The following is a 23,271-nucleotide window of genomic DNA, read 5'->3' as shown; positions in this document are numbered from 1 at the left end:
ATAAAAAAATGGCAGCACAATTAAAAGACATTTATACGAAGGATTTTTTGTTGGATTTCAGTAGAAAAGTACAATCAGTATACCCTGCTTTTCATCAAGCAGACTTTATCAATTCGGTCATGGATGAAACGTGGGACGAGCTGGCACTCAAGGCTCGCACCCGCAGAATATCAAAGAAGCTGGGTGAGTTTTTGCCAGACAAGTATGAAGATGCGTTAGACGTATTGTTTAAAATTGCGGATGATTGTGTGGGGTTCCCCTACCTTTTCTTCCCGGATTTTGTAGCGGTATATGGACAGGCAGAAGAACATTGGGACCTTTCTATGAGCGCACTTGAAAACTTCACGCAGAAATCATCTTCTGAGTTTGCCATCAGACCGTTTTTACTGCGTGATCCTGATAAAGTTATGAATCAAATGACCACTTGGGCAAAGCACCCCAATGAGCACGTGCGGCGATTGGCCAGTGAAGGCTGCCGCCCCCGTCTTCCATGGGGTGAGGCGCTGCCAGTATTCAAGAAGGATCCGGCACCAGTTTTAGCTGTTTTAGAAATCCTTAAAGAAGATGATTCATTATATGTACGCAAAAGCATCGCCAATAACCTGAATGACATCTCAAAGGATCATCCTGACCTCGTGCTTGAAACCGCAAGCAGGTGGGCAGGTAAAAATCCCGATACAGACTGGATCATCAGACACGGCTGCCGCACATTAATCAAACACGCCAACCCTGAAGCGATGGCATTATTCGGTTATGCAATGGAAGACTCGCTCACCACTCATGCTTCCATATCAGTACAGCCTGACTTATTAACAATAGGTGAGAAATCTGAGTTACATTATCAAGTAACGATCCGCCAGGGTGAGCCCGTCTATCTTCGGATCGAATATGCAATCGACTTTATCAAAGCCAAAGGACAGACAAGCCGCAAGTCATTTCTCCTATCCAATAAAACAGTATCCGGCGGTGCACACCTTACAGGAACACGGACACACAACTGGTCAGATCTGACGACTCGCCGCCACTATCCAGGCGAGCATCGTATTGTGCTTTTGGTTAATGGGCAGGAGGTTGCTGATACTGTGTTGGGTCTTGAGCAGGTGACAGGTGAATAGAATAGTCCTGGGAGACCCTTTGTCAGAAACAACTCTCACACAATTTATACTGGTTACATAAACAAGTAAAATTGTGTGGGAGTTGTGTTCAACACAGGGACAATAATTAAGGTTTATAGTATGGCGTTATATGAGGGAGGGGACTTTGAATATGAAAGAACGTTTACTATTAGTGACAAGTTCTTTTCAAAATCAGTTGTATTAGGGAATCGAACTTCTTTAAATGGCTCCTTCGTTTTACTGGTTTTTGATCATGGCAATCAGGTAAGCTTTACTTTAGGAGACAGCGAAGAAGTAATGACCCATTACAAGTTTGAAATTGAATCTGAGGAATATAAAAATTTTGAAATTAATTTGAACGGGATAGAGGATGGTTTTCATTCTATAACCTATATGTTAATGAAAGATCCCGATGAAATTCCTGAAAATAATGAAGATGCTATGTTAAGATCAGATCTCTATTCAATTAGAGTAAATGTGTTAAAAAATATTGCAGACATTCCCAATGAACGGCCATTTGCTAATAAAGATCAAGTTTTATCTGAATCTAGAACAGTACATGGCCCTCTAATAAGTTCAGAAGCCACTCCTTATGAAGTAGTGTTTGATCATGAGGGTATTAAGGATTTTCAATACCGATTGTATTATGGTAATTCATTCTCCGAGAAATTAGACTTTTACTTAGTCTCTCTTGTGGACTACGAGCAAACGCCTATAAATGAAAAGACCTTTATTTATGACGAATTAAATGCCGATGAAGAAAAATATACAGACATACAGATAAGCAGTGGACATCTTTCAAATAAAAATATCCACCAAATCATCATGATAACTTTACCTTTTGATGAAGTAACAAAGGAAGAGCCTTATCTACTTATAGACCCTCTTTTAAGTAATAGAGTAAGACTATCTTCTATTAACAGCAACTAAGTCTATATGAACTGCAAAGGTCATCTTAAAAATAGAGAACATATAAACTATACATTTTATTCACCTTGGCTCTTAGGAGTTGCTTAAAGTCTATGACACAGAAGAGGTTTTAAAGGTTGCGTTAGCAGCGGTCTTGAGGTCTTGCAGGCTCGATGCCTGCTAATCATAAAGAAAAGCGTATGCTTTTCTTCCTTCCGTGAAGTGATCACCAGCTGCTTTTTTAGCTAGTAGCCACTTCACAGGTTTTTCACAGCACTTACCCAAACAGGAGGGAAATCCCTCCTGCCGGTCATTTAAAACGGTGAGTGTCCCTGTGTTAGAAACAACTTTCATACAATTCATTCTGATTATACCAGTATTTTCCCCTGTCCTAAAGACAATTCCCAAACAATTCATTTGAGTTATATAATCAAATAACATGGCGTGAAAACGAAATTTTGTCACGGAGTCAGCATGCTAACTTTTATTTTCGGAATAGTTTTCAGGACAGGAATGATTCACTATTCACCTAAATCCGGTTTTGGTTCATTCTGATTGCCTGAACATCCTGTAATAAGCAAAGCCAACGAAAACCCTACAACTGAAAATGTTCAGTCCCTATTTTGCATGATTTTGAAAAGGTGCATATTCCTCATCAAAAGACATATACCAATACCCAGAATCGTCTTGTTTACATATAGCTTTTCTCACTTCTTCCAATCCATTTGAATTATAGTTATAGGCGCAAACTCTTTCTAGTTCAAGTTCATTATCATAATAACGATAGATCATTAAGCAATTCGATTGTTGAACCAAATTATTTTCAAGAATTAATTCGGTTAGAAAATCAATTCTGTCACTTGACTCAACGTATTGGATCCCTATTACATTATGAGGTATATATTCTTTATCTGTTTGTGAGAATAACTTTTCAACTGTATCCACATCTTTGCTTAAAACATTTTCTCGTTCCAAATGCAAAGCAAGGAATAAAAAATGTTTGTCGTCAATCCGTGCATCCCACTTCCACCAAGATAAATCCATCGGCCTGGACCGCCCTTTCGACTTATCAAATTTTGAATCTTCTACAAATGCATTGAAACCAAGTATCTCACCAAGATTAGCAAAATAATCTATCTCTCTTTTTGTAAACATTGAGCGATTATGTAAGTCGGATAAATTTATTCTTCGATAATTCCTTACGTAGCCTTCGAAGAACTGCATAAGTGGGAGAAATTGTTTTTCCAAATATATTCACCTTCCCTTGAACATAAAATATTAAATTTCAAGAAACCATACCATCATTCTATGTTATTATCTGGTAAATAGGAAATTATATAGTGAAAAAGACTATATAGTAGCAACCATTCTTAGCATTATTAATTTTATTCAAAAAGAGATTAAGGAGCGTGAACATCATGTCGGAAACAAATTTTACTGAGCTTCAAAAAGAACTGTTTCACTTATTTGAAATGGAACAATACACTGAAATTCATGCACTGATTGAAAAAGCACAGACGGCATTTCCGGAAAGAATGGATAAGACGATTTTTTGGAGGGCTTGTGCTTATGCTGCTGAAGGGAATCAGGAAAACGCTATTGCAGCGCTCAGAGAGGGTCTGCAGCAGGGAATATGGTGGAACCCAATGGTATTAACTCGTGATCGACAATTAAGTACTCTCAAAAACATCGAAGAATTCAACACAATCTTAGATGAATGCCATGCGAATTTGAAGAATCAAGAACATATATCTCAGCCACAATTGTTTACATACGGAAATACTCAATCAGAAACAGGATTATTCTCTTTGCATATGCGGGGCTCCAATGTGGAAAGTTCTGCAGCCTATTGGTTCAACAACCAGCTATTAGACGAGCTGCTTTTTGCCTTTCCACAATCATCTCAGGTCTTCGGATATAACGCTTATTGCTGGGATGACCAAAGTATTGCAGTTGATGAAATTAACACAGCATTCGGGGATTTCAAAGAAAAATTCAACACCAAACAGGACATTATTGCTGGTGCATCACAAGGCGGTAAGCTAGCAATTGAACTCAGTTTGAATGGAAATACTCTTGGAACAAAAGGGTTTATAGCTGCTATACCCGCGATTCAGGATGTTGCCCCATTAGGAAGGTTATTAGCGGTAAATGAAAATAAAATGAAGGGCTGCATCATCACGGGTGACCAGGATCCTTTTTACGATAAAACTGTTGAATTTGTAAAGCTTTTAGCAGAAAACGACTTCCCATGCAAATTGATTGTCAAAGAAGGGTTGGGTCATTTCTTTCCTGATGATTTTACTGATTTGTTGAAAGAGGCTGTTGAGTACATTCAGTCTTGATTCTCTATCGTAAAACAGGGTCTTACATCTTTGTTTGCTCTCTGTCCTGAAAACAATTTCCACACAATTCATTCTGGTTATATCAACAAGTGAAATTGTGTTAGAGATGTGTTTAGGACAGGGAGTTTTTTCATGCTTCTTCTACTTCTTCGCTTCCCCCACAGACAAAATATAAGTGTTTTTGTCTAATTGTTAAAACCTTTGTCGATACTATATCTATATTTTAAAATAGTTATTATACTATCAATTATGTGGAAAATGAGATAATAGTTAGGAGGTGTTATACAATGAATCATGATAATCTTGAAAAAATAGTTTTGAAGAGAATTGATGAAATGAGAAACGAAATGTTTTTAACGGCAAATCATCATGGGGTAGGCAGTATACAAACGCTTAAATGCAGCCAGAAACTAGATAAGCTGATTAATATACATTTGAGATACTTTTCTAATGCGGCGGCCTAGCATTCTAAATACTAATGGCTAGAAAAATAGATATTTGCCCCCTGCCCAAGGGTAAACATACTGACAACTTACTTCATTCATCCTCATCGCGAAACTCCATATCATAATAAATTTCCATAAGCGCGTCTGGATATCCCCAGCCGACTTGTGCAGCCTCTTCTAAAATAGATTGAAGTCTATCTTCATAAGGAGCTACCCGCTCATAGGAAGTATCTATCCTCTCTACCGCCTGCGCAAAAGTGCTCGCCATACTTGAATAAAAGGCCCCGTCAATATCCCCATACATCGCAGTAAATTCCGTCCCCAGTTCCACATAGTAAATCATTGAATATCTCCCTGTCCTACAAACATTTATGAATATTTACAGCTACAAATAACTATTCAAAATAGCAGTTGTAAAGCGCTTTATTCACTAACTTCTTACTTTTGCTTATTCAATTGACTTGTATTGTCAGAATAGTTCTCAGGACAAGGCGATTTTTTCAATATAGAGCAAATTCTGGTTTTAAATTCAATTAAAACGGCAGAGGGTATTCATAAACATATTGACTTTTGTAAGCAATATGATCTTCTATGTATATAGTAAGTACATATTCAGGTCTTTCTTCTTTAAATTTTAATTTTAACGATGTTTGTGGGGGAAACTCATCATTTTTCCAAGTTATTAATTCATCTGTATTGATCTTATAAAGTTCAATCAATAGTTTATATTTTTCATCAAAGTATTCACCTTTGTTAAACTTAATTTCAATACTATCTATACCCAAAGACACTTTCTCAATATAAAAACATTTTCTGTAAAACATATTCAATCTGGGTCTCACGATAATCTTGTGAGGCTCAACTACATTCCCCTGGAAGTTATTATAAAGACTGACTAGCGTTTCCTTTTCTGCTTGACTTCTACATACGATGTATTTCAAGTGATTTAGTTGACACTCATTTTCAACAATCAGCTCAGCATGACGATTGAAAATAATTTTATCGTCAAACCCCTTCCAATCGTCATGATAAATATTTTGAAAAGGCATTTCTTTAAAATCTTTACCTTCATAATAAACTTCAGGACTTCTCGCTAAATTTCCATATGTGAAATATGAACCATCCATACTCAACATTGATAAGGAGTCGAATAAAAAAAATACCGGGACTGGACAATGTGCTGTAAGACCTGAGCTTTCAATCATTTTTCTAGTCTTAAAACCCTCATTATAATATTGTGTAGGTGTTCTAGGGCGAAAATAAAATCTCACATAATTTTTCCATTTATCTTCAGTTACCCTCATGACTTCTTCACTGGCATTATCGGTTTTCATTAATTCTTCTTTAGCTGCAAGATTTCTAGAGCAGAGCCGTTCACTTTGTAATATCTGAACCGCATTATGAATATTAGTAAAGTGGAATACAAATTTGAGCCACCATGCACGATTACCTACCCAATCACTTTTCTCAATTTCTTTTAATTTTTCTTTAAACAAATGAGTGTTAGGTTTCATATCATTAATTCCCCTTGGTGATTAATATCTTCCAGAACAGGAACTAACCTAATTCCCACTTCAAAACCCTCCTGATTACTTTTCGAAGTATGAGCAACCTCGATAGGCTCAATATAAGGTAATAGATTTAAAAGATTAAAGGTCAAATTGCTTACATCTTTTAGATGATCCGGTATCGTTTTTCTGGTAATAACCCCTATATTTCTTAAGGTATCCCATGCATCATTTAATTGGTTCTTTGATATATTAGTGATGCTTTTCTCCGTTTTAAATCTTATAGCATTTTCATTATTTTCGTTAATTAAACTGATATCATAGGGAACTTCATTAGCATATAAAGTTAGCTGTTGATCAATTTTATTTACAATATCTTCCCAAACTTCAAAAAAACTTAATTCGGTTGGTTGAGACCAAAGCCATTTTTTAATCTCTTGGATATTTTGATGTTCTTTTTTCTTATGTTTCATTTCTTCAGGTGGAAGGTGAACATAAACCTCAATAGGTAAATCCTTCAAGTATCTTTCCATTAAGGGTTTTACTTCACTTTCCCAATTAAGCCCACCATTTCCACAACCCAAAGGTGGGAAAGCAATAGAATCAATACCCTTTTCTTCATAATGCTGAACAAACTTTTTTAACCCTTCTTCAATATATTCTATCTTTGAAGGGCTTCGCCAATGTTGTTTAGTTGGGAAATTTAGTATCCATTTATTAGGGGTCTTGTAAACCCAAAGCTTGCCAACTGTCAACAAATTATTTTCACAAAGCTTTTGATACTCTGTAAACATATCGGGATAAATATCTTTAAATGTTTTAGCAATTCCTTTTCCCATAACACCAACCGTATTGACGGTGTTTACTAATACATGAGCCGGACTTTGGAATAAGTCCATTTTCAAGTAAGTTATCATTCCCTCACCTAATTTCTATTAAAAATGCATTTACTATTCATGCAATATATTTTATCACATTGCCATATCTAAAATTTAAATAGTAAATACTAGTTTTCAGGACAAGAAGTATGTTCATTTATAGGGTGTCCTATGTTTAAAAATTCCAACAGCTAATGTTTAATGTAAAAATCATTTCGTACGTTTATTATACTCTATGTTTTTATCTTACATTTAATGTGAAATTATTATTAAGCAAATATTTCCGCTTAAAATGTGAATCATATAAGTTTTAATTGAATATTAAACTAATCACAACATTTGTTATTTAATAAAATCGATTGAATTTATACGAAATTTTTATGATCCTTATACACTTAATAAATTTTTATTAAACCCTCTTAATTCAGAATATTCAAAAGTACTCTCTTTAAATAAAAACATCCGCTCGTTTATTAAATAATAAAAGAACGGATGCTTTTTTTATTAAAATTCTATTTATTCTACAGTAACACTCTTCGCAAGGTTACGTGGCTTATCAACATCACAATCTCTATGAAGTGCTGCATAGTAAGCAATCAGCTGTGTTGGCACTACTGATACCAGTGGTGCAAGCAGTTCGTGTACGTGTGGGATCACGTAGCTGTCGCCTTGTTCTTCAAGACCTTTCATTGAGATGATGCATGGGTTGGCGCCGCGGGCTGCTACTTCTTTGACGTTACCGCGGATGCTCAGGTTGACGTTTTCCTGTGTTGCTAGTGCAACGACTGGTGTGCCGTCTTCGATTAGTGCGATTGTTCCGTGCTTCAGCTCGCCGCCTGCGAAGCCTTCAGCCTGGATGTAAGAGATTTCTTTCAGCTTTAGCGCTGCTTCCTGAACGACATGGTAATCCATTGAGCGTCCGATGAAGAATGCGTTGCGCGTTGTGCTTAGGAAGTCACGTGCGATTTGCTCGAATGCTTCTTTGTCGTCTGTCAGTGTCTGGATTGCGTTTGCAACGATACCCATTTCCTGAATCAGGTCGAACTTCATTTCGAAACCTTTTGCTTTTCCAGCTGCTTCTGCAAGGATCGCAAGGACTGCGATTTGTGCAGTGTAAGCTTTTGTTGATGCTACTGCGATCTCTGGTCCTGCGTGCAGCAGAAGTGTGTGGTTTGCTTCACGTGAAAGTGTTGAGCCTGCTACGTTTGTCAGTGTTAGTGCTGGATGTCCAAGTTCTTTAACGTGTACAAGTACGGCACGGCTGTCTGCTGTTTCACCACTTTGAGAAATAAAGATAAATAATGGCTTTTCAGATAGTAACGGCGTGTTGTATACGAACTCACTCGCTACGTGTACTTCAGTCGGGATTTTCGCTGTTTTCTCAAGGTACTCTTTCCCTACAAGTCCTGCATGATAGCTTGTTCCGCAAGCAATGATATAGATGCGGTCAGCTGCATTTACAGCGTCAAGCGTGTCTTTCGCAATTGAAAGCTCGCCTTCTTCGTTCTGGTAAGCCTGAACGATTTTACGCATTACTGCCGGCTGCTCGTCGATTTCTTTAAGCATGTAGTGAGGGTAAGTACCCTTTTCGATGTCGCTTGCATCGATTTCTGCTTTGTAAGAATCACGCGCAACTGTTTCGCCATCAAGCGTTTTGATCGTTGTGCTTTCTTTTGTCACGATGACCATTTCTTTGTCCATCAGCTCAACGTACTCATCAGTTACCTGAAGCATAGCCATTGCATCAGATGCAACAACGTTGAAGTCTTCTCCAAGACCAACTAGTAGTGGGCTCTTGTTTTTCGCAACAAAGATTGTGTCTTCGTTCTGGTTATCTAAAAGCGCGATTGCATATGAACCTTTCAGTTCTGCTAGTGCTTTTGCAAATGCAGCTTCTGTTTCAAGGCCTTCTTTTACAAACTTTTCGATCAGCTGAACGATGATTTCTGTATCTGTTTCAGATACAAGTTCAACGTCTGCAAGGTGCTCACGCTTCAGCTGTGCATAGTTCTCGATGACACCGTTGTGTACAAGCGTAAAGCGGCTTGTTGTACTTTGGTGAGGGTGTGCATTCACCTGGCTTGGTGCGCCGTGTGTTGCCCAGCGTGTATGGCCGATTCCGATGTTAGCGCTCACGCTGTCATCTACGATTGCACGAAGGTCTGCGATGCGTCCTTTTTCTTTGAATACTGATACGCCGTCGTCATTTTTCACTGCGATTCCAGCAGAGTCATAACCACGGTATTCAAGTTTTTCAAGACCTTTAAGCAAGATTTCCTTCGTATCGTTTGATCCAATATATCCTACAATTCCACACATAATAAGTTTCCTCCTGTGAGTATAAGGAGGGCATGACCGTATAGAGGACGGACGTGCCCCCTTTATCTCTCTATTAGTTTTTTGCTCTATTAAAGTTGGCTGGTGATTTCCGCTTCAGGCGAACGCTTTCCGAGCGGTGGTCGCTGAGCCTCCTCGGCTTCGCCTGTGGGGTCTCAGCTGTCCCACTAATCGCTCCGGAGTCGTCGCCTTACGCTCCAATCACACAGCTGTGCAATCTCTTAGATTGTCTTTCTGTACTTCAACTTTGCTAGATTGGTTTTTAGGGTGCTGCAGTCCTGTTTTCTTTGTCCACTGAGTCGCCTCGGTGATTTCAAAAAACAGGTTTTCGGCTGTGCAGTCATCAGCCGGAAGGCATCCGCCGAACACTCGATGCTCCTTCTCCTCGTCAACTGCCGCTACTCTGGACAGTCCTGGCGCTTTTTGTATCGTGTTGTATACCTTACGACCCTCTCTTTCTTTTTTGAATAAAAGTGCGACTTTTCCTGTATACCCTATTTTGGGAAAAATACACTTACCTTATCATACGTCTGAACGAATTTTACGTCAATCTAATTTTTTGTGACGCACGAGAAGTAGTATACCATGTTCGTTTGTTACGTTGGTTACAAATGTTTTTCAGTTTCACTTAGCGGCTTCATTTTGAAACTTTTTCCTGTTATTATGCGTAAGCATACTGACTTAAAAATAAGAAGGTGACAATATGATCAAGAAATTGACGGTGACAGCAGGTTTTTTATGGCTCCTATTTGCTGGACAGGCTGCTGCTTATACTGTAGAAGAAGCAAAGGTTCGTGCATGGATTCAGCCCAATGGTGATGTAAAAGTAAACGAAGTCTTTCATTATTCATTTACTGAATACGAGGAGGAAGTCGGTCGTACCCTTTACCGTGATGGACATAGCGGGATTGCTGACTTTGAGGCTTATGCCATTACAGGGTCGAATGATGAGCCCGGCTTTATCCAAAGCGCCGACCTTGCCATGCTTGATTACGAGTATGGAGACGAGACAGTCTGGACGACTGTTGACGGAGAGTACGAGTATGGAGACGAGACAGTCTGGACGACTGTTGACGGAGAGTACGAGACAATCAAGGTTTTCTATACATATACACTTGAGAATGCAGTCAGGGTATACGATGACTATACTGACGCCTACCTTCCATTTTTCAGTGACGGGTCGCATCATGATGAAGATATAAATGAACTGTATCTTGATGTCATTTTCCCGGGACCCGTTCCAACAGATCAGCAGGCAGTGTTCTTTGCTGATAAAAAAGGTGAGATCACTCTGCAGGATGAGTCCGGTGTCCGGTTTTACACACCTTCTTCTTCCATATTTACAAACTCTGAGGTACGTATCCTGTTCCCTTCAGATGTGATGACTGAAGCCGAGCCTGTTCCTGCCCCGATGTCTATTGAAGAAGCCATCGAGGAACAGGAAGCCATTTATGCGGAAGCAGATGAGAGATCCTCGACACTGTCTTCAATTCAAAATGCAATCATGTGGTTTAATATTTTCCTGATCATCGCAATCATTACGTCCGTTATCCTGATGTTCGTTATACGTAAACGTTCTACAGGGCATGCGGAAAATGTGATGAACTTTACACCGCTTGCAATCCTTTTCGGACAAAATGAAGCACCAAAGCAACCTGAAAGTCTTTTAGCAGCACTTTATACAATGAAAGAAAAAGGTGCATTAACATCCGGAGTGCGTGGTGAAAAGCTGACCTTCTGTAAAAGTGGACAAACCGTATCACTTACGAAAAGTGAAAAGTTTCTATTGGAAGCTCTATTCCGACACCATGATGAAGTGGTGGTGGATGAGTCACTGCTGACTAAATTCCCATCCCAGGACTATAAAAAATGGGAGAAGCTTGCGAAGAAAGAATTTAATTCACAATTCGGACCAAACAAAAGACCGCTTCTGTTACTGAGAATACTGATGTTACTTATGTTTGCACTGCTCATTGCGACACATGTCATTGATCAGAGTCATTGGCTCGCGATCGTGATCCTATTGACGGTTCCTGTTATTCTGTTCGCCCTGACGTTTAAGTTCACGCTTAACAAATGGTTGTGGCTGATTGTGATTGCCATGAATATCATTACCGGTATTATGCTCATAGATATCGGTCTGAACCTCACATTCCTGACATATGGATTTACGCTGGCGATACTGGTCTTTTTGGTCAAACCACTGTCAGTGAACTATAAAAAATCGCAGCTCGAAGACAGCATTCTATCGTTTAAATTCATGCTTTCTTCAAACGATACATTCTCCATCACAAGAGAAGCCATTGACCCTTGGATGATCCGCGCGATTGAAATGGCGGTCAACGGCGTTGATCTGAAATCCTATATTACCGCAGATCACCAGCCGCTCGAGAATCTGCCGCTTACGTACTTCATGGCGAAGGATGTTCATCCTTATGAGATGATGGGTGAGGCAGCTGGCTAATTATCTATATGAGGCATACGCTTGAGAGCGTATGCCTTTTGTGTTGATAAGGTGGATACGGGCGCATGTGGTGGTGGTTGATTTTGGTTGGCTGGTTTGGGCGGGCGAATTCCTTCATTTCAAGAGTTATCCCTTCAATCTACTGATGGATTCCTTCAATTTAGAAAATATCCCTTCAATATCAAAAAAGATTTCTTCATGGTGACTATCAATGGGGCTATTCCCTTCAAGTTTCATGATATTCCCTTCACCATTTACAGTATTCACCTCACATGTGAACACTTTTCCTTCAACCGCAAACACAGGCACGCTCCGACCACAACACAAAAAAAGAGAAACACACCGCACTGCTGCAGTGTATTTCTCCTTTCACTAACCATCTATATTAAGCTTTAACGCCCATTTCATTCTCAACCACTTCAGCAATGCGGTTTACATACTCTTCGCAAAGCTCTTTCGTCGGTGCTTCTGCCATTACACGTACAAGCGGCTCAGTGCCTGATGGACGTACGAGAATGCGGCCGTTGCCATCCATCTCTTTTTCCACCTGTTCAATGATCGCTTTTACTTCAGCATTATCTGTTACACCGTGCTTATCGCTTACGCGGATATTCACAAGCTTCTGTGGGAAGATCTCCATTTCAGCAGCAAGCTCAGAAAGCTTCTTGCCTGTCAGCTTCATGATATTTACAAGCTGAAGACCCGTTAATAGTCCGTCACCAGTTGTGTTGTAATCAAGGAAGATAATGTGTCCTGACTGCTCACCGCCAAGTGTGTAGCTGCCTTTTTTCATTTCTTCTACTACGTAACGGTCACCCACAGCTGTCTGGATGCTCAGGATCCCCGCTTCTTCAAGCCCTTTATGGAAACCAAGATTACTCATGACAGTTGATACGACTGTATTTTGCTTCAGACGAGATTCGCTCTTCAGGTGCTTCGCACAGATAAACATAATCTGGTCACCATCGACAACCTGACCGTTTTCATCAACTGCGATGATCCGGTCACCGTCTCCGTCAAATGCAAGACCAACGTCTGCACCTTTATCTTTTACAAAGTCAGCAAGTGTTTCAGGGTGTGTAGACCCTACACCTTCATTGATATTCAGACCGTTTGGTGATGCACCCATTGTTGAAAGGTCAGCATCAAGGTCTGCAAACAGGTGTGTCGCAAGTGCTGACGTTGCACCGTGTGCACAGTCAAGCGCGACGTGGATGCCGCTGAAATCTTCATCAGCTGACTGCTTCAGATACTGAAGGTACTTTTGTCCGCCTTCGAAGTAATCTGTTACAACGCCAAGATTTTCACCTGTCGGACGAGGTGTTGTATCTGTCTCTGCATCAATTAATCCTTCAATTTCAGCTTCCTGTTCGTCAGTCAGCTTAAATCCGTCCGGACCAAAGAATTTGATTCCGTTATCCGGTACAGGATTGTGTGAAGCTGAGATCATGACACCAGCCTGCGCTCCCATTGCCTTTGTCAGGAATGCCACACCTGGTGTAGAAATGACACCAAGACGCATGACTTCTGCACCGATTGACAGAAGACCCGCAACAAGTGCGCCTTCTAACATATGACCTGAAATTCTTGTATCACGTCCAATTAACACTTTCGGGCGTGTTGTTTCTTTTGTCAGCACGTATCCTCCGAAACGTCCAAGCTTAAATGCCATTTCAGGCGTAAGCTCAGCGTTTGCTACTCCGCGGACTCCGTCTGTTCCAAAATATTTACCCATGATAAACATCGCTCCTTCTTATAAAACGCCCCTCCCAGGGCTTATGCAGCTGCCAGTGTAAATGTAATACTGGACTGCGATAAAATATATGTCACATTGGAAGGTCCTTCGATCTGGACTTCCATTTCATGTTCGCCTTCTTCTAACCCTTCCGCATCTACAAACAGTGAGACGTCTTCTTCTGACAACTCTTCAAGCGTTTCCGGTTCTCCGGTTACGCGTAAGTTAAGCTCCCCGCTGGCAGGAGTTAAAAAAGCCGCCTGCAGTTCATCGCCTATATTGCGCATTTCAACAGGAAGAGCCGACAATGTCAGCTCCTCTGTGGATTCAGTATTATCGTTATTATCTGAGGCAGTATCTGTCTCCTCAGCAGGTTCTTCATCTTCTTCAGGCGGAGGTGTTTCAGCTGTCTCCTCTGACTCATCTTCAGCTGCAGCACCCTCTTCTGCTGCTGATTCAGTGAGTGAGATTACACCTGCGACGGTTTCACTGGATAAGCTTGTCACACCTTCAGGGACCGGAATCGGTACTTCAATCCGTGAACCATCATTTGAAACACCCGAAAGATCAAATGGTACTTCAATTTCACTAATATTGTCAATCGTGTCTGTTGGCCCATAGATGGTTACTGTTTCACTTGCCAGCTCAATGGACTCAAGTTCAAAGCCATCTGATGGTGTACCGGATGTTGTCGGCACAAGCGTTACTTCTTTACTTGGCTGCGTTACGCTGATACTCAGATCCACTGTCTGCGGTTCAACTGTAACAGGCAGCTTGTCCAGATTGGCGTTGAGTACCTGAACCGTGGATTCAATGGTCTGTTCATCCTCTACCTGACCTTCTATATCCACTGATGCTCTGACATAGCGGATTGATTCAATGACGTTTCTTGCACCGGTTACCTGAACCGTTGCCGGATCTGATTCAATCCCCTCAAGTTCATAGCCTTCAGGAATAATAGACTGGTTAAATTCTGCATCCACTGCAAATTCTTCTGTGACGCGCTCATCGATTGTCACAGTGGCAACCGCAGGAGAAATTGTCACAGTCAGCTGTGATGAAAAACCTTCTGACTGGAGCTCAACTTCATGTGTCCCAAGCTCCAGATCTGCAAGGTTAATAAACACACGGAAATCCCTCACCGCATTGGTTCTGGTGACAAACTGAGTAGGACCCTGAATTGTAACGTCGACCGTATTCGGCACACCCGTCACAACGAGTTCTTCCTCGTTATAAATCGTATCGACAGGAACACTTTCAATCACTTCCACATCATTTTGAGAGCTTGCAGATGTGTTCGTTCCTTCTTCTTCCGTATTGACCGTGATAAACATCAGTACAGCCACCAGCAAAGCAAATCCTCTCAGGAACCAGCGGCTTTCAAGGAATTTATCCATTATTCTTTTTCCCCCTCCAGTTCCATCGTGTCGAAGAGTCTGTTGTTTCCTTTTCACCGAACCATTCACGTCGGATGATCTTGCTGAATTCATCCAGCTCCAGATCGCGCTGAAGCTCGCCGTTGGTTGTGACGGAAATGGCACCTGTCTCTTCTGAAACCACGACTGTAATACTGTCGGTTACTTCACTGACACCGAGGGCTGCCCGGTGACGTGTACCAAGTTCTTTGGAAATAAACGGACTTTCAGACAGCGGCAGATAACATGCAGCTGCTGCAATACGGTTTTTCTGGATAATCACCGCACCATCATGAAGCGGTGTATTAGGAATGAATAAATTAATCAACAGTTCGGATGTAAGGTTTGAATCCATCGGAATACCTGTTTCGATGTAATCTCCCATACCTGTTTCACGTTCGAATGTGATCAAGGCACCGATTCTCCGCTTCGCCATATAGCTGACTGATTTCGTTACAGCCTCTACTAAGCGGTTACGTTCCTCGTCTTCCTGGAGGTTTCCTCTGGCAAATAACTTCCCCCGTCCAAGCTGTTCAAGTGCACGACGCAGCTCAGGCTGGAAGATAATCATAATCCCAAGAACCCCCCAGAGCATGACCTGCTCCATGATCCACGCCAGTGTATTAAATCCAAGTAACTCACTGACTACGCGGACGACAACAATAACAAAAATTCCTTTTAACAGCTGTACAGCCTTTGTCCCTCTGATCACCGTGATCAGCTTATATAAAACAAACCACACGAGGAGTATGTCAATTGCATGAACAGCAAGGTCTAACACCGTTAAATCTGAAAACTGGTCGGCAAACGGCATGTGACTTCCTCCAATTATCTATTTAAAAAATCTCTATTTAACCCAACAAATTTAAACCATCTCATTATAACACAACCACGCCGCATAAGTCTTACATTGTTCAGTTGAAACATGAATTTAAAAGTTGTTACAGTGCATATAAATAAGCCAGCACTTCATTATTATTTAATACTGCACACGCACGTCCATTTTCCTTTGCCTGATACAGTCGCGAATCTGCAAGCGCAATTGCGTCCTCCACTCCGGCACCTTCATCACTCACTGCATGCCCAAAGCTCAGGCTTAAACGCCAGTCTTCCTGCTTTATATCTGCCTTCTCAAGCTCATTTCTCAACTCATATAAAAAGTCTTCGACATAAAAATCTTTCCCGGGAAATAAAAAGACAAATTCCTCACCACCATAGCGAAAAGCATTCCCATTATGTGCATGAGTTATCTCTTTGAGAATCGGTCCGATCACAGCAAGCACCTGATCGCCAAACAAATGTCCGTAACGGTCGTTTGCCACCTTGAAAAAATCAATATCACCGATCAACAGATGAAATGGCTCACGCTTTTGTTCCATCACTCTCATCTGCTCTCTAAAATATCGTACATTATACAGCCCGGTCAGATAATCCATTTTCAATTCATTGCCAAGCGTTGCTGCCTGAGAGTAATACCTGCGTTCCCTGATGACGAGCACCGCACTGAATGTACTCATCACGATTAATACAAAAGTCTGAACAGCTCCTGTTACGACTGCTTCAGCAGTATAGCCGATCGAGTAAAACGGTGCTGACCATAATCCCACGATTAATGCCGCTGTCATCCAGATCGCTCCCCGCTCTTTCCAGTGCACCATCGCATGCAATAAGATGACATACATGATCGGCAACAAAACACTCTGAATGCCACCGGTAATTGCAATCAGCCAGACATACGCCACGTAATCGATCCAGACACTCGTTCTGATCAGCAGCGGAAAATTAATCTCTTTTTTCGTACTCATATGAAGCTGCCACTGCGAGATCACTGTGAACAGGAAGAAGGCGGTCAGCAGCAGATAAAACGAATTCCCGTGATAACCGATTTTTTCTTTAAGAAAAGGAACCTGATATGTAATCAGTATACCAACTAAAAAAATCCATCTCAGATACGAGAAAATCTGTTCCGTTTTGATGTCTTTCAAATCTTTAAAACCTCCTTATGATAGGAATCATTATCTATAAATGAATATTTTCGCCATTAACATTTTTTATCCAGGTCTATTTTATTAAATCCGCTATATCCATATCATATAAGAAACAACGGTATAATAATAGAATTTTCTGTCATTAATTCATAGAGAAATCTTTTTTTAATATAAAAATACGCCGGCATTTTCTGCCGGCGTATCGCTGATCTATTCTTCCTGATCCTGCCCAAAACTGCCGAGTTCTTTAGCAGCTGACTTCATTGAGTACCATAACCATTCAAAAGCCTGATCAATTTCCTCAATTTCTCCTGTAACGCCACCGGCTCCGGCCATAAACTGCTCACCGTTGACGATTGTGACGTTTCCTTCAACCGTTCCTTCGATGCGGAGGTCTCCATTGCGGACTGTCAGGTCACCCTGAATCGTTTCTCCTTCAGGTACTACAACCGTACTTCCTTCTACGACAACCTGTTCACTCTGGGTGAAGGAAAGCTCTTCTGTCCCGTTCCAATTTGTAAACAGACTGCCACCCATCAGTACGAAGAATACTGCAGCCGCTGCCATAAGCGGATGACGGTGGAACCAGCGCTCCACACCCGCTCTTTTCTTTTCCTTCGGCAGCTTTGCCATCACATTCTTTGTGAAGTCAGATGGTGCCTGTATATGTGAAGTGCTTTGCACAAGCGCAACTGTCTTTTTCAATTCATGAAAATGAGTTTTGCACGCTTCACATGACTGAAGGTGCGCCTTCAACTCCTTTTCGTTTTCATGTGAAATCTCTTCATCTAAATAATCATGCATCAATAGCACGATATGTTCAGGACAAGTGTTCACTTTACTCACCCTCTCCTATATTGATCTTAACTGCTTTCGGAGCGCTTCTCTGCCTCTGTGAATTCTCGTCTTGACTGTTCCGATTGGCAGCTCAAGAATTTCACTGATTTCTTTTAAAGAAAGCTCCTCTATATATTTTAATACGATAACAGAACGATATTTGTCGGGTAATCTGGAAATTTCTTTTTGAATTGATTCCTGAAGTTCCATCGACTCGACTTCTTCTTCGGGAAGAGGACCGTCTGTTTCAACCTGCGAATACATCGTCAGGCCATCTGTACCAGAGACTTCAGCATCTAAATAATAATCAGGTTTCTTCTTTCTGATCCGGTCGATACACAGATTCGTTGCAATACGGAACAGCCACGTTGAGAATTTCCGGTCGATATCAAACGTGTGAATGTTCGTATATGCTCTGATAAATGCCTCCTGTGCAATATCTTCAGCTTCATGACGGTTGCCAAGCATCCTGAAGCATACGTGGTACACTCTGTCTTTAAAGAGTTCCACGATTTCACCGAACGCATCCTGATCTCCCTTCCGCACCTGCTGTATTCGCTTTTTCACTATGGATTCCATCTTCTTTACCTCCGCTCCATGCGGCTCTAACCTATTTACGTAAGTATCGCGCAAAAGGTTTCACGCTTTTTTATTTTTATTTCAAGATTTTTTATGTAAACGTAATTAGCCGAATCTGATTATAAACACGCACTTCTATTGTACTATTAATTGTAGTACAGTGTCATCCAGTTATTGCAAAAATGTTAGGGATTTTTTGGAATAGCGGTAGGGGGTATTTGGGGATTGGTTCAGGAGATTATGTGTGTAATTCCGGAGATTACGGTTGGTGTTCATGAGATTACTTGGCTTGTTCATGACACTTTGGTGGTGGTTCAGGAGATTTTGCCAGTAGTTCCGGAAATCATGTAATTAGACCCACACCCATTTCATAAAAAACCGCCTGCAGCATTCATCCACAGACGGCACACATTATTATAGAAGCTTCTCGCCAAACAGCGACCCTACCAGCGCAACAGCAACAGTAGCGGTTTTATTCTTTTCATCCAGAATTGGATTCACTTCAACGAATTCAGCTGACGTCAGGATATCTGCTTCTGCAAGCATCTCCATTGCCAGGTGGCTTTCACGGTAGCTGATCCCGCCAATCACAGGTGTTCCGACGCCTGGTGCATCATTTGGATCCAGGCCGTCAAGATCAAGTGAAAGGTGAACGCCGTCTGTACGGTCCTTCAGATACTCAATTGATTCTTCCATCACTTTCGTCATTCCCATACGGTCCACTTCGTGCATTGTATAGACCCGGATCCCTCTTTCCTTAATCAGCTCTCTCTCACCCTCATCAAGTGAACGAGCGCCGATAATCACGATGTTTTCAGGTTTCACTTTTGGCGTGTAGTCATGGATGTTTACAAGGTCTTCGTGACCGATACCCAGACTCACAGCAAGCGGCATTCCGTGGATATTGCCTGAAGGTGACGTATCACCTGTATTTAAATCACCGTGTGCATCATACCAGATCACTCCAAGATTCTCATAGTTACTGCTGATACCTGCAAGTGATCCAATCGCAATACTATGGTCTCCACCTAAAATCAGCGGGAAGTCGCCATCTGTTTTTACCTTCTTGACCTGGTCAGCAAGCGCTGTACTTCCTTTTACAACAGAATCCAGGTTTCTCAGGTTTGTATCTGCCGTATGTACACGTTCCGGCTGGTCAATCTGAATATCACCAAGGTCTGTCACTGTATGACCAATTGCCTCTAAACGCTCAAGCAAACCGGCATAACGGATTGCACTTGGTCCCATATCTACTCCACGGCGCATCTGCCCTAAATCCATTGGCACACCGATCACTGAAATGTTCTTTTTCTGCATCTCTTTATACCCCCTGAAATTTGTCTCACTTAGCTATTGTAACGCTTACATTTCAGGTGGTTCAACTGCTCAGGATAATGTATGAATATGCACGGGGGCTAAACGCGATCAGAATTGTGTTCAAATATAGAGAACGATGATGTAATGAACCGGGGGAAGTAACCAATTACGAGGCCTGCCACCCCAATTAAACTGAGCTAAGATCCAATTCTTCCGCTCCTCCGGTCATGCCACTTCCACAAAAAAACCCCACCGTCCACCAAGGAACGACAAGGGCATTCTATCTCACTTATTTAACAACCATCACCGGCGCATTAATATGTTTCACAAGCTTATGGCTTACGCTGCCAAGAACCATTGTCTGGAGCTTATTACGGCCGCGGCTGCCAACAAGTACAAGGTCATAGTCATTGCTGTTAGCGTGATCAATCAGCATTTCTTCAGGATCTCCATGTTCAATGATCAGGTTAGCTTTAATACCTTCTGCCTCAACCAATTCCACACTTCCCTGCAGCTTCTTCTCACGTTTAAAGCTGGCTGTATCTGAATCACCATAATGCAGGACATCAGATTTAGATGTCTCACCGTCCACTACATACATGAGATTAATAACCGCTTCTTCATCTTTTCCAGCAATATCAACTGCCTTCAGTAAAGCTCTCTTTGCGTGTTCTGAACCGTCTGTTGCAACTAAAAGTTTCTTCATCTATATGCACCTCTTCTATGAGAATATACTAAACTAACCTTCTTTTTTGCACACAGCAATCCCCATCTGATAGTTCATGCCCTCTCTCAAAGGCTCTACCAAAACACCGGACTGATAATAAAAATCCTTTTTAACGTATGCATATTGATCGAACAATGACCTGAATTCATCCCGCGTAATCTGATGAATATGAAATGGCTCTGAAGTCGGTTTTCCTCTACCTTCTCCAAAAGGCGTTGATAACACCAGTATGCCCCCAGGCTTCAGCATTTGAAATAAATTATCCAAAAACACGCCTTCCTCTTCAAGATGCTCATAAGTCTCAAATGAAAGGATACAATCAAAAGTACCAAGCTTCTCAGGAAGTGCCGGGTCAGCCGCATTATGACATTCATAAGAGATCATTGGATGATGATACCTGCCGCGTGCATAAGTAAGAACTTCTTCAGAGAAGTCTACTGCGACCATTTCACTAATCTTACGCTTTGACTGTCTGGTTGCCATTACACTGCCGTAACCAGAGCCGCACGCCAAATCCAATACTCTCCCTTTCACATAAGGAAACGCAAACTGATAACGCGCCATATGCTCAAGCAGCATCATATTAGAAGGCTTCATTTCATCTGGAATAATTCTTTCACCAGTATCTTTCAATTTCAAATTCTATTCACGCCTCTCATCGTAAGAGATCTGTCTCGCAATAGTATAACATGCCTGAAATGCTCTAACTAAACAATAAAAAAAGCTTTTCAGCGATGACAACATCGCTGAAAAGCTTTGTGAGTGAGCCATGAAGGACTCGAACCTTCGACCCTCTGATTAAAAGTCAGATGCTCTACCAACTGAGCTAATGGCTCGTATGGCTGGGCTAGCTGGATTCGAACCAACGCATGACGGAGTCAAAGTCCGTTGCCTTACCGCTTGGCTATAGCCCAACGCTTAAAAGTAATATACCCGAAAAAAACGAAAAGACACCTCAAAAGCATGTCCTTTTTTAAAAAATGGTGGAGGGGGGCAGATTCGAACTGCCGAACCCGAAGGAGCGGATTTACAGTCCGCCGCGTTTAGCCACTTCGCTACCCCTCCATATAAAGTTGAAAACTGGTGCCGGCAAGAGGACTTGAACCCCCAACCTACTGATTACAAGTCAGTTGCTCTACCAGTTGAGCTACACCGGCTAGAAATGGTGGAGAATGACGGGCTCGAACCGCCGACCCTCTGCTTGTAAGGCAGATGCTCTCCCAGCTGAGCTAATTCTCCATGGGAATAAATTTTAAATGGTGACCCGTACGGGATTCGAACCCGTGTTACCGCCGTGAAAGGGCGGTGTCTTAACCACTTGACCAACGGGCCTCTGTGGAGCTTCCAACAGGATTTGAACCTGCGACCTCTTCCTTACCATGGAAGTGCTCTACCTGCTGAGCTATGGAAGCAGAAAAATGGCTCCACAGGTAGGACTCGAACCTACGACCGATCGGTTAACAGCCGATTGCTCTACCACTGAGCTACTGTGGAACAATGCCTAGCGACGTCCTACTCTCACAGGGGGAAACCCCCAACTACCATCGGCGCTGAAAAGCTTAACTTCCGTGTTCGGCATGGGAACGGGTGTGACCTCTTCGCTGTCATCACTAGACTGATCTGCTTAACTTGGAACAAAATCTATTATACCAAGTTTCCATTGCTGATTTCAACAACAGGTTTAGAGAAAAAACGAAAAAATTCGCTCTCTCAAAACTGGATACGACATCAAAGTAAGGGAATTTCCGAGAATCAACCGATTTGGTTAAGTCCTCGATCGATTAGTATTCGTCAGCTGCACATGTCACCATGCTTCCACCTCGAACCTATCTACCTGATCATCTTTCAGGGATCTTACCACTTGCGTGTGGGAAATCTCATCTTGAGGGGGGCTTCATGCTTAGATGCTTTCAGCACTTATCCCGTCCGCACATAGCTACCCAGCGATGCCATTGGCATGACAACTGGTACACCAGCGGTGCGTCCATCCCGGTCCTCTCGTACTAAGGACAGCTCCTCTCAAATTTCCTGCGCCCACGACGGATAGGGACCGAACTGTCTCACGACGTTCTGAACCCAGCTCGCGTACCGCTTTAATGGGCGAACAGCCCAACCCTTGGGACCGACTACAGCCCCAGGATGCGATGAGCCGACATCGAGGTGCCAAACCTCCCCGTCGATGTGGACTCTTGGGGGAGATAAGCCTGTTATCCCCGGGGTAGCTTTTATCCGTTGAGCGATGGCCCTTCCATGCGGAACCACCGGATCACTAAGCCCGTCTTTCGACCCTGCTCGACTTGTAGGTCTCGCAGTCAAGCTCCCTTATGCCTTTACACTCTTCGAATGATTTCCAACCATTCTGAGGGAACCTTTGGGCGCCTCCGTTACTCTTTAGGAGGCGACCGCCCCAGTCAAACTGCCTGCCTGACACTGTCTCCCGGCCCGATAAGGGCCGCGGGTTAGAAGTTCAACACAGCGGGGGTAGTATCCCACCAATGCCTCCACCGAAGCTGGCGCTCCGGTTTCTAAGGCTCCTACCTATCCTGTACAAGCTGTGCCAAAATTCAATATCAGGCTGCAGTAAAGCTCCACGGGGTCTTTCCGTCCTGTCGCGGGTAACCTGCATCTTCACAGGTACTATAATTTCACCGAGTCTCTCGTTGAGACAGTG

The 23,271-nt window shown here is 42.1% G+C and carries 19 protein-coding genes, 8 tRNA genes and 2 rRNA genes (1 of these 29 only partly in view); 5 read left to right on the top strand and 24 right to left on the bottom strand.

Annotated features, from left to right (window positions below; all coding sequences use genetic code 11):
- Positions 1-8: 8 nt before the first annotated feature.
- Both DH10bf12_RS05080 and DH10bf12_RS05075 read left to right on the top strand, forming a co-directional pair.
- On the top strand, positions 9-1,115 hold the full coding sequence (locus tag DH10bf12_RS05080; protein ID WP_471737437.1) for a DNA alkylation repair protein: 1,107 nt from the start codon (positions 9-11) through the stop codon (positions 1,113-1,115).
- 120 nt (positions 1,116-1,235) lie between these two features.
- Positions 1,236-2,045: a hypothetical protein gene (locus tag DH10bf12_RS05075; protein WP_471737436.1), complete on the top strand. Its 810-nt coding sequence runs from the start codon at positions 1,236-1,238 to the stop codon at positions 2,043-2,045.
- Positions 2,046-2,642: 597 nt separating this feature from the next.
- Here the strand turns inward: DH10bf12_RS05075 and DH10bf12_RS05070 are convergent.
- Positions 2,643-3,272 carry a hypothetical protein gene (locus DH10bf12_RS05070; RefSeq protein WP_471737435.1) on the bottom strand — a complete coding sequence of 210 codons (630 nt, stop codon included), beginning with the start codon at positions 3,270-3,272 and terminating at the stop codon, positions 2,643-2,645.
- A 170-nt stretch (positions 3,273-3,442) separates the two neighbouring features.
- Here DH10bf12_RS05070 and DH10bf12_RS05065 point away from each other — a divergent pair, with 170 nt between their 5' ends.
- Together DH10bf12_RS05065 and DH10bf12_RS05060 are read left to right on the top strand one after the other, a co-directional pair.
- The gene (locus DH10bf12_RS05065; RefSeq protein WP_471737434.1) at positions 3,443-4,369 is read left to right on the top strand and encodes an alpha/beta hydrolase; all 927 of its coding nucleotides are present in this window, start codon (positions 3,443-3,445) and stop codon (positions 4,367-4,369) included.
- A gap of 287 nt (positions 4,370-4,656) precedes the next feature.
- Positions 4,657-4,833 carry a Spo0E family sporulation regulatory protein-aspartic acid phosphatase gene (locus DH10bf12_RS05060; RefSeq protein ID WP_471737433.1) on the top strand — a complete coding sequence of 59 codons (177 nt, stop codon included), beginning with the start codon at positions 4,657-4,659 and terminating at the stop codon, positions 4,831-4,833.
- Between the two features lie 73 nt (positions 4,834-4,906).
- Here DH10bf12_RS05060 and DH10bf12_RS05055 read toward each other — a convergent pair whose 3' ends face one another.
- From DH10bf12_RS05055 to glmS, 4 genes are all read right to left on the bottom strand, one after another.
- Positions 4,907-5,158: a hypothetical protein gene (locus DH10bf12_RS05055; protein WP_471737432.1), complete on the bottom strand. Its 252-nt coding sequence runs from the start codon at positions 5,156-5,158 to the stop codon at positions 4,907-4,909.
- A gap of 190 nt (positions 5,159-5,348) precedes the next feature.
- Positions 5,349-6,329: a DarT ssDNA thymidine ADP-ribosyltransferase family protein gene (locus tag DH10bf12_RS05050; RefSeq protein ID WP_471737431.1), complete on the bottom strand. Its 981-nt coding sequence runs from the start codon at positions 6,327-6,329 to the stop codon at positions 5,349-5,351.
- On the bottom strand, positions 6,326-7,222 hold the full coding sequence (locus tag DH10bf12_RS05045; RefSeq protein ID WP_471738190.1) for a macro domain-containing protein: 897 nt from the start codon (positions 7,220-7,222) through the stop codon (positions 6,326-6,328). Before DH10bf12_RS05045 ends, DH10bf12_RS05050 begins: the two co-directional genes overlap by 4 nt.
- 495 nt (positions 7,223-7,717) lie before the next feature.
- A complete protein-coding gene (glmS, locus tag DH10bf12_RS05040) occupies positions 7,718-9,520 on the bottom strand; it encodes a glutamine--fructose-6-phosphate transaminase (isomerizing) (RefSeq protein ID WP_471737430.1) in 1,803 nt (600 codons plus the stop codon).
- 721 nt (positions 9,521-10,241) lie between these two features.
- Between glmS and DH10bf12_RS05035 the strand changes: the two genes are divergently transcribed.
- Positions 10,242-12,002 (top strand): DUF2207 domain-containing protein, encoded by a 1,761-nt coding sequence (locus DH10bf12_RS05035; protein WP_471737429.1) that lies wholly within the window; start codon positions 10,242-10,244, stop codon positions 12,000-12,002.
- Between the two features lie 385 nt (positions 12,003-12,387).
- On the opposite strand, the gene glmM is transcribed toward DH10bf12_RS05035, so the two are convergent.
- The 19 genes from glmM to DH10bf12_RS04940 all read right to left on the bottom strand — a co-directional run.
- Positions 12,388-13,737 (bottom strand): phosphoglucosamine mutase, encoded by a 1,350-nt coding sequence (glmM, locus tag DH10bf12_RS05030; protein WP_471737428.1) that lies wholly within the window; start codon positions 13,735-13,737, stop codon positions 12,388-12,390.
- Positions 13,738-13,778: 41 nt separating this feature from the next.
- Positions 13,779-15,134 (bottom strand): CdaR family protein, encoded by a 1,356-nt coding sequence (locus tag DH10bf12_RS05025; protein ID WP_471737427.1) that lies wholly within the window; start codon positions 15,132-15,134, stop codon positions 13,779-13,781.
- On the bottom strand, positions 15,127-15,966 hold the full coding sequence (cdaA, locus tag DH10bf12_RS05020; protein WP_471737426.1) for a diadenylate cyclase CdaA: 840 nt from the start codon (positions 15,964-15,966) through the stop codon (positions 15,127-15,129). Before cdaA ends, DH10bf12_RS05025 begins: the two co-directional genes overlap by 8 nt.
- Positions 15,967-16,093: 127 nt before the next feature.
- Positions 16,094-17,137: a GGDEF domain-containing protein gene (locus DH10bf12_RS05015; RefSeq protein WP_471737425.1), complete on the bottom strand. Its 1,044-nt coding sequence runs from the start codon at positions 17,135-17,137 to the stop codon at positions 16,094-16,096.
- Positions 17,138-17,350: 213 nt separating this feature from the next.
- Positions 17,351-17,977, bottom strand: a complete 627-nt coding sequence (locus DH10bf12_RS05010) for an anti-sigma factor family protein (protein WP_471738189.1) — start codon at positions 17,975-17,977, stop codon at positions 17,351-17,353.
- 15 nt (positions 17,978-17,992) lie between these two features.
- The gene (gene sigW, locus DH10bf12_RS05005) at positions 17,993-18,556 is read right to left on the bottom strand and encodes an RNA polymerase sigma factor SigW (RefSeq protein ID WP_039806395.1); all 564 of its coding nucleotides are present in this window, start codon (positions 18,554-18,556) and stop codon (positions 17,993-17,995) included.
- 414 nt (positions 18,557-18,970) lie between these two features.
- Entirely contained in the window at positions 18,971-19,873 is a 903-nt protein-coding gene (rocF, locus tag DH10bf12_RS05000) for an arginase (protein ID WP_471737424.1), read from the bottom strand.
- Positions 19,874-20,162: 289 nt separating this feature from the next.
- The gene (locus DH10bf12_RS04995) at positions 20,163-20,579 is read right to left on the bottom strand and encodes a universal stress protein (RefSeq protein WP_471737423.1); all 417 of its coding nucleotides are present in this window, start codon (positions 20,577-20,579) and stop codon (positions 20,163-20,165) included.
- Between the two features lie 33 nt (positions 20,580-20,612).
- A complete protein-coding gene (locus DH10bf12_RS04990; protein ID WP_471737422.1) occupies positions 20,613-21,239 on the bottom strand; it encodes a class I SAM-dependent methyltransferase in 627 nt (208 codons plus the stop codon).
- Between the two features lie 124 nt (positions 21,240-21,363).
- A tRNA-Lys gene (locus DH10bf12_RS04985) sits at positions 21,364-21,436 on the bottom strand.
- A gap of 3 nt (positions 21,437-21,439) precedes the next feature.
- Positions 21,440-21,514 (bottom strand) — tRNA-Gln (locus DH10bf12_RS04980).
- Between the two features lie 67 nt (positions 21,515-21,581).
- A tRNA-Tyr gene (locus DH10bf12_RS04975) sits at positions 21,582-21,665 on the bottom strand.
- A gap of 16 nt (positions 21,666-21,681) precedes the next feature.
- Positions 21,682-21,757, bottom strand: a tRNA-Thr gene (locus DH10bf12_RS04970).
- A 6-nt stretch (positions 21,758-21,763) separates the two neighbouring features.
- Positions 21,764-21,839: transfer RNA gene (locus DH10bf12_RS04965), tRNA-Val, on the bottom strand.
- A gap of 18 nt (positions 21,840-21,857) precedes the next feature.
- Positions 21,858-21,932: transfer RNA gene (locus tag DH10bf12_RS04960), tRNA-Glu, on the bottom strand.
- 4 nt (positions 21,933-21,936) lie between these two features.
- Positions 21,937-22,012: transfer RNA gene (locus tag DH10bf12_RS04955), tRNA-Thr, on the bottom strand.
- Positions 22,013-22,019: 7 nt separating this feature from the next.
- Positions 22,020-22,094 (bottom strand) — tRNA-Asn (locus DH10bf12_RS04950).
- A 5-nt stretch (positions 22,095-22,099) separates the two neighbouring features.
- Positions 22,100-22,215: ribosomal RNA gene (rrf, locus tag DH10bf12_RS04945) — 5S ribosomal RNA — on the bottom strand.
- A gap of 146 nt (positions 22,216-22,361) precedes the next feature.
- A 23S ribosomal RNA gene (locus DH10bf12_RS04940) occupies positions 22,362-23,271 on the bottom strand; it runs 2,016 nt beyond the window's last position.

The sequence above is a fragment of the Jeotgalibacillus sp. 10bf12 genome (genome assembly GCF_055597105.1).
This window is presented reverse-complemented; position numbering and strand designations above follow the sequence as displayed.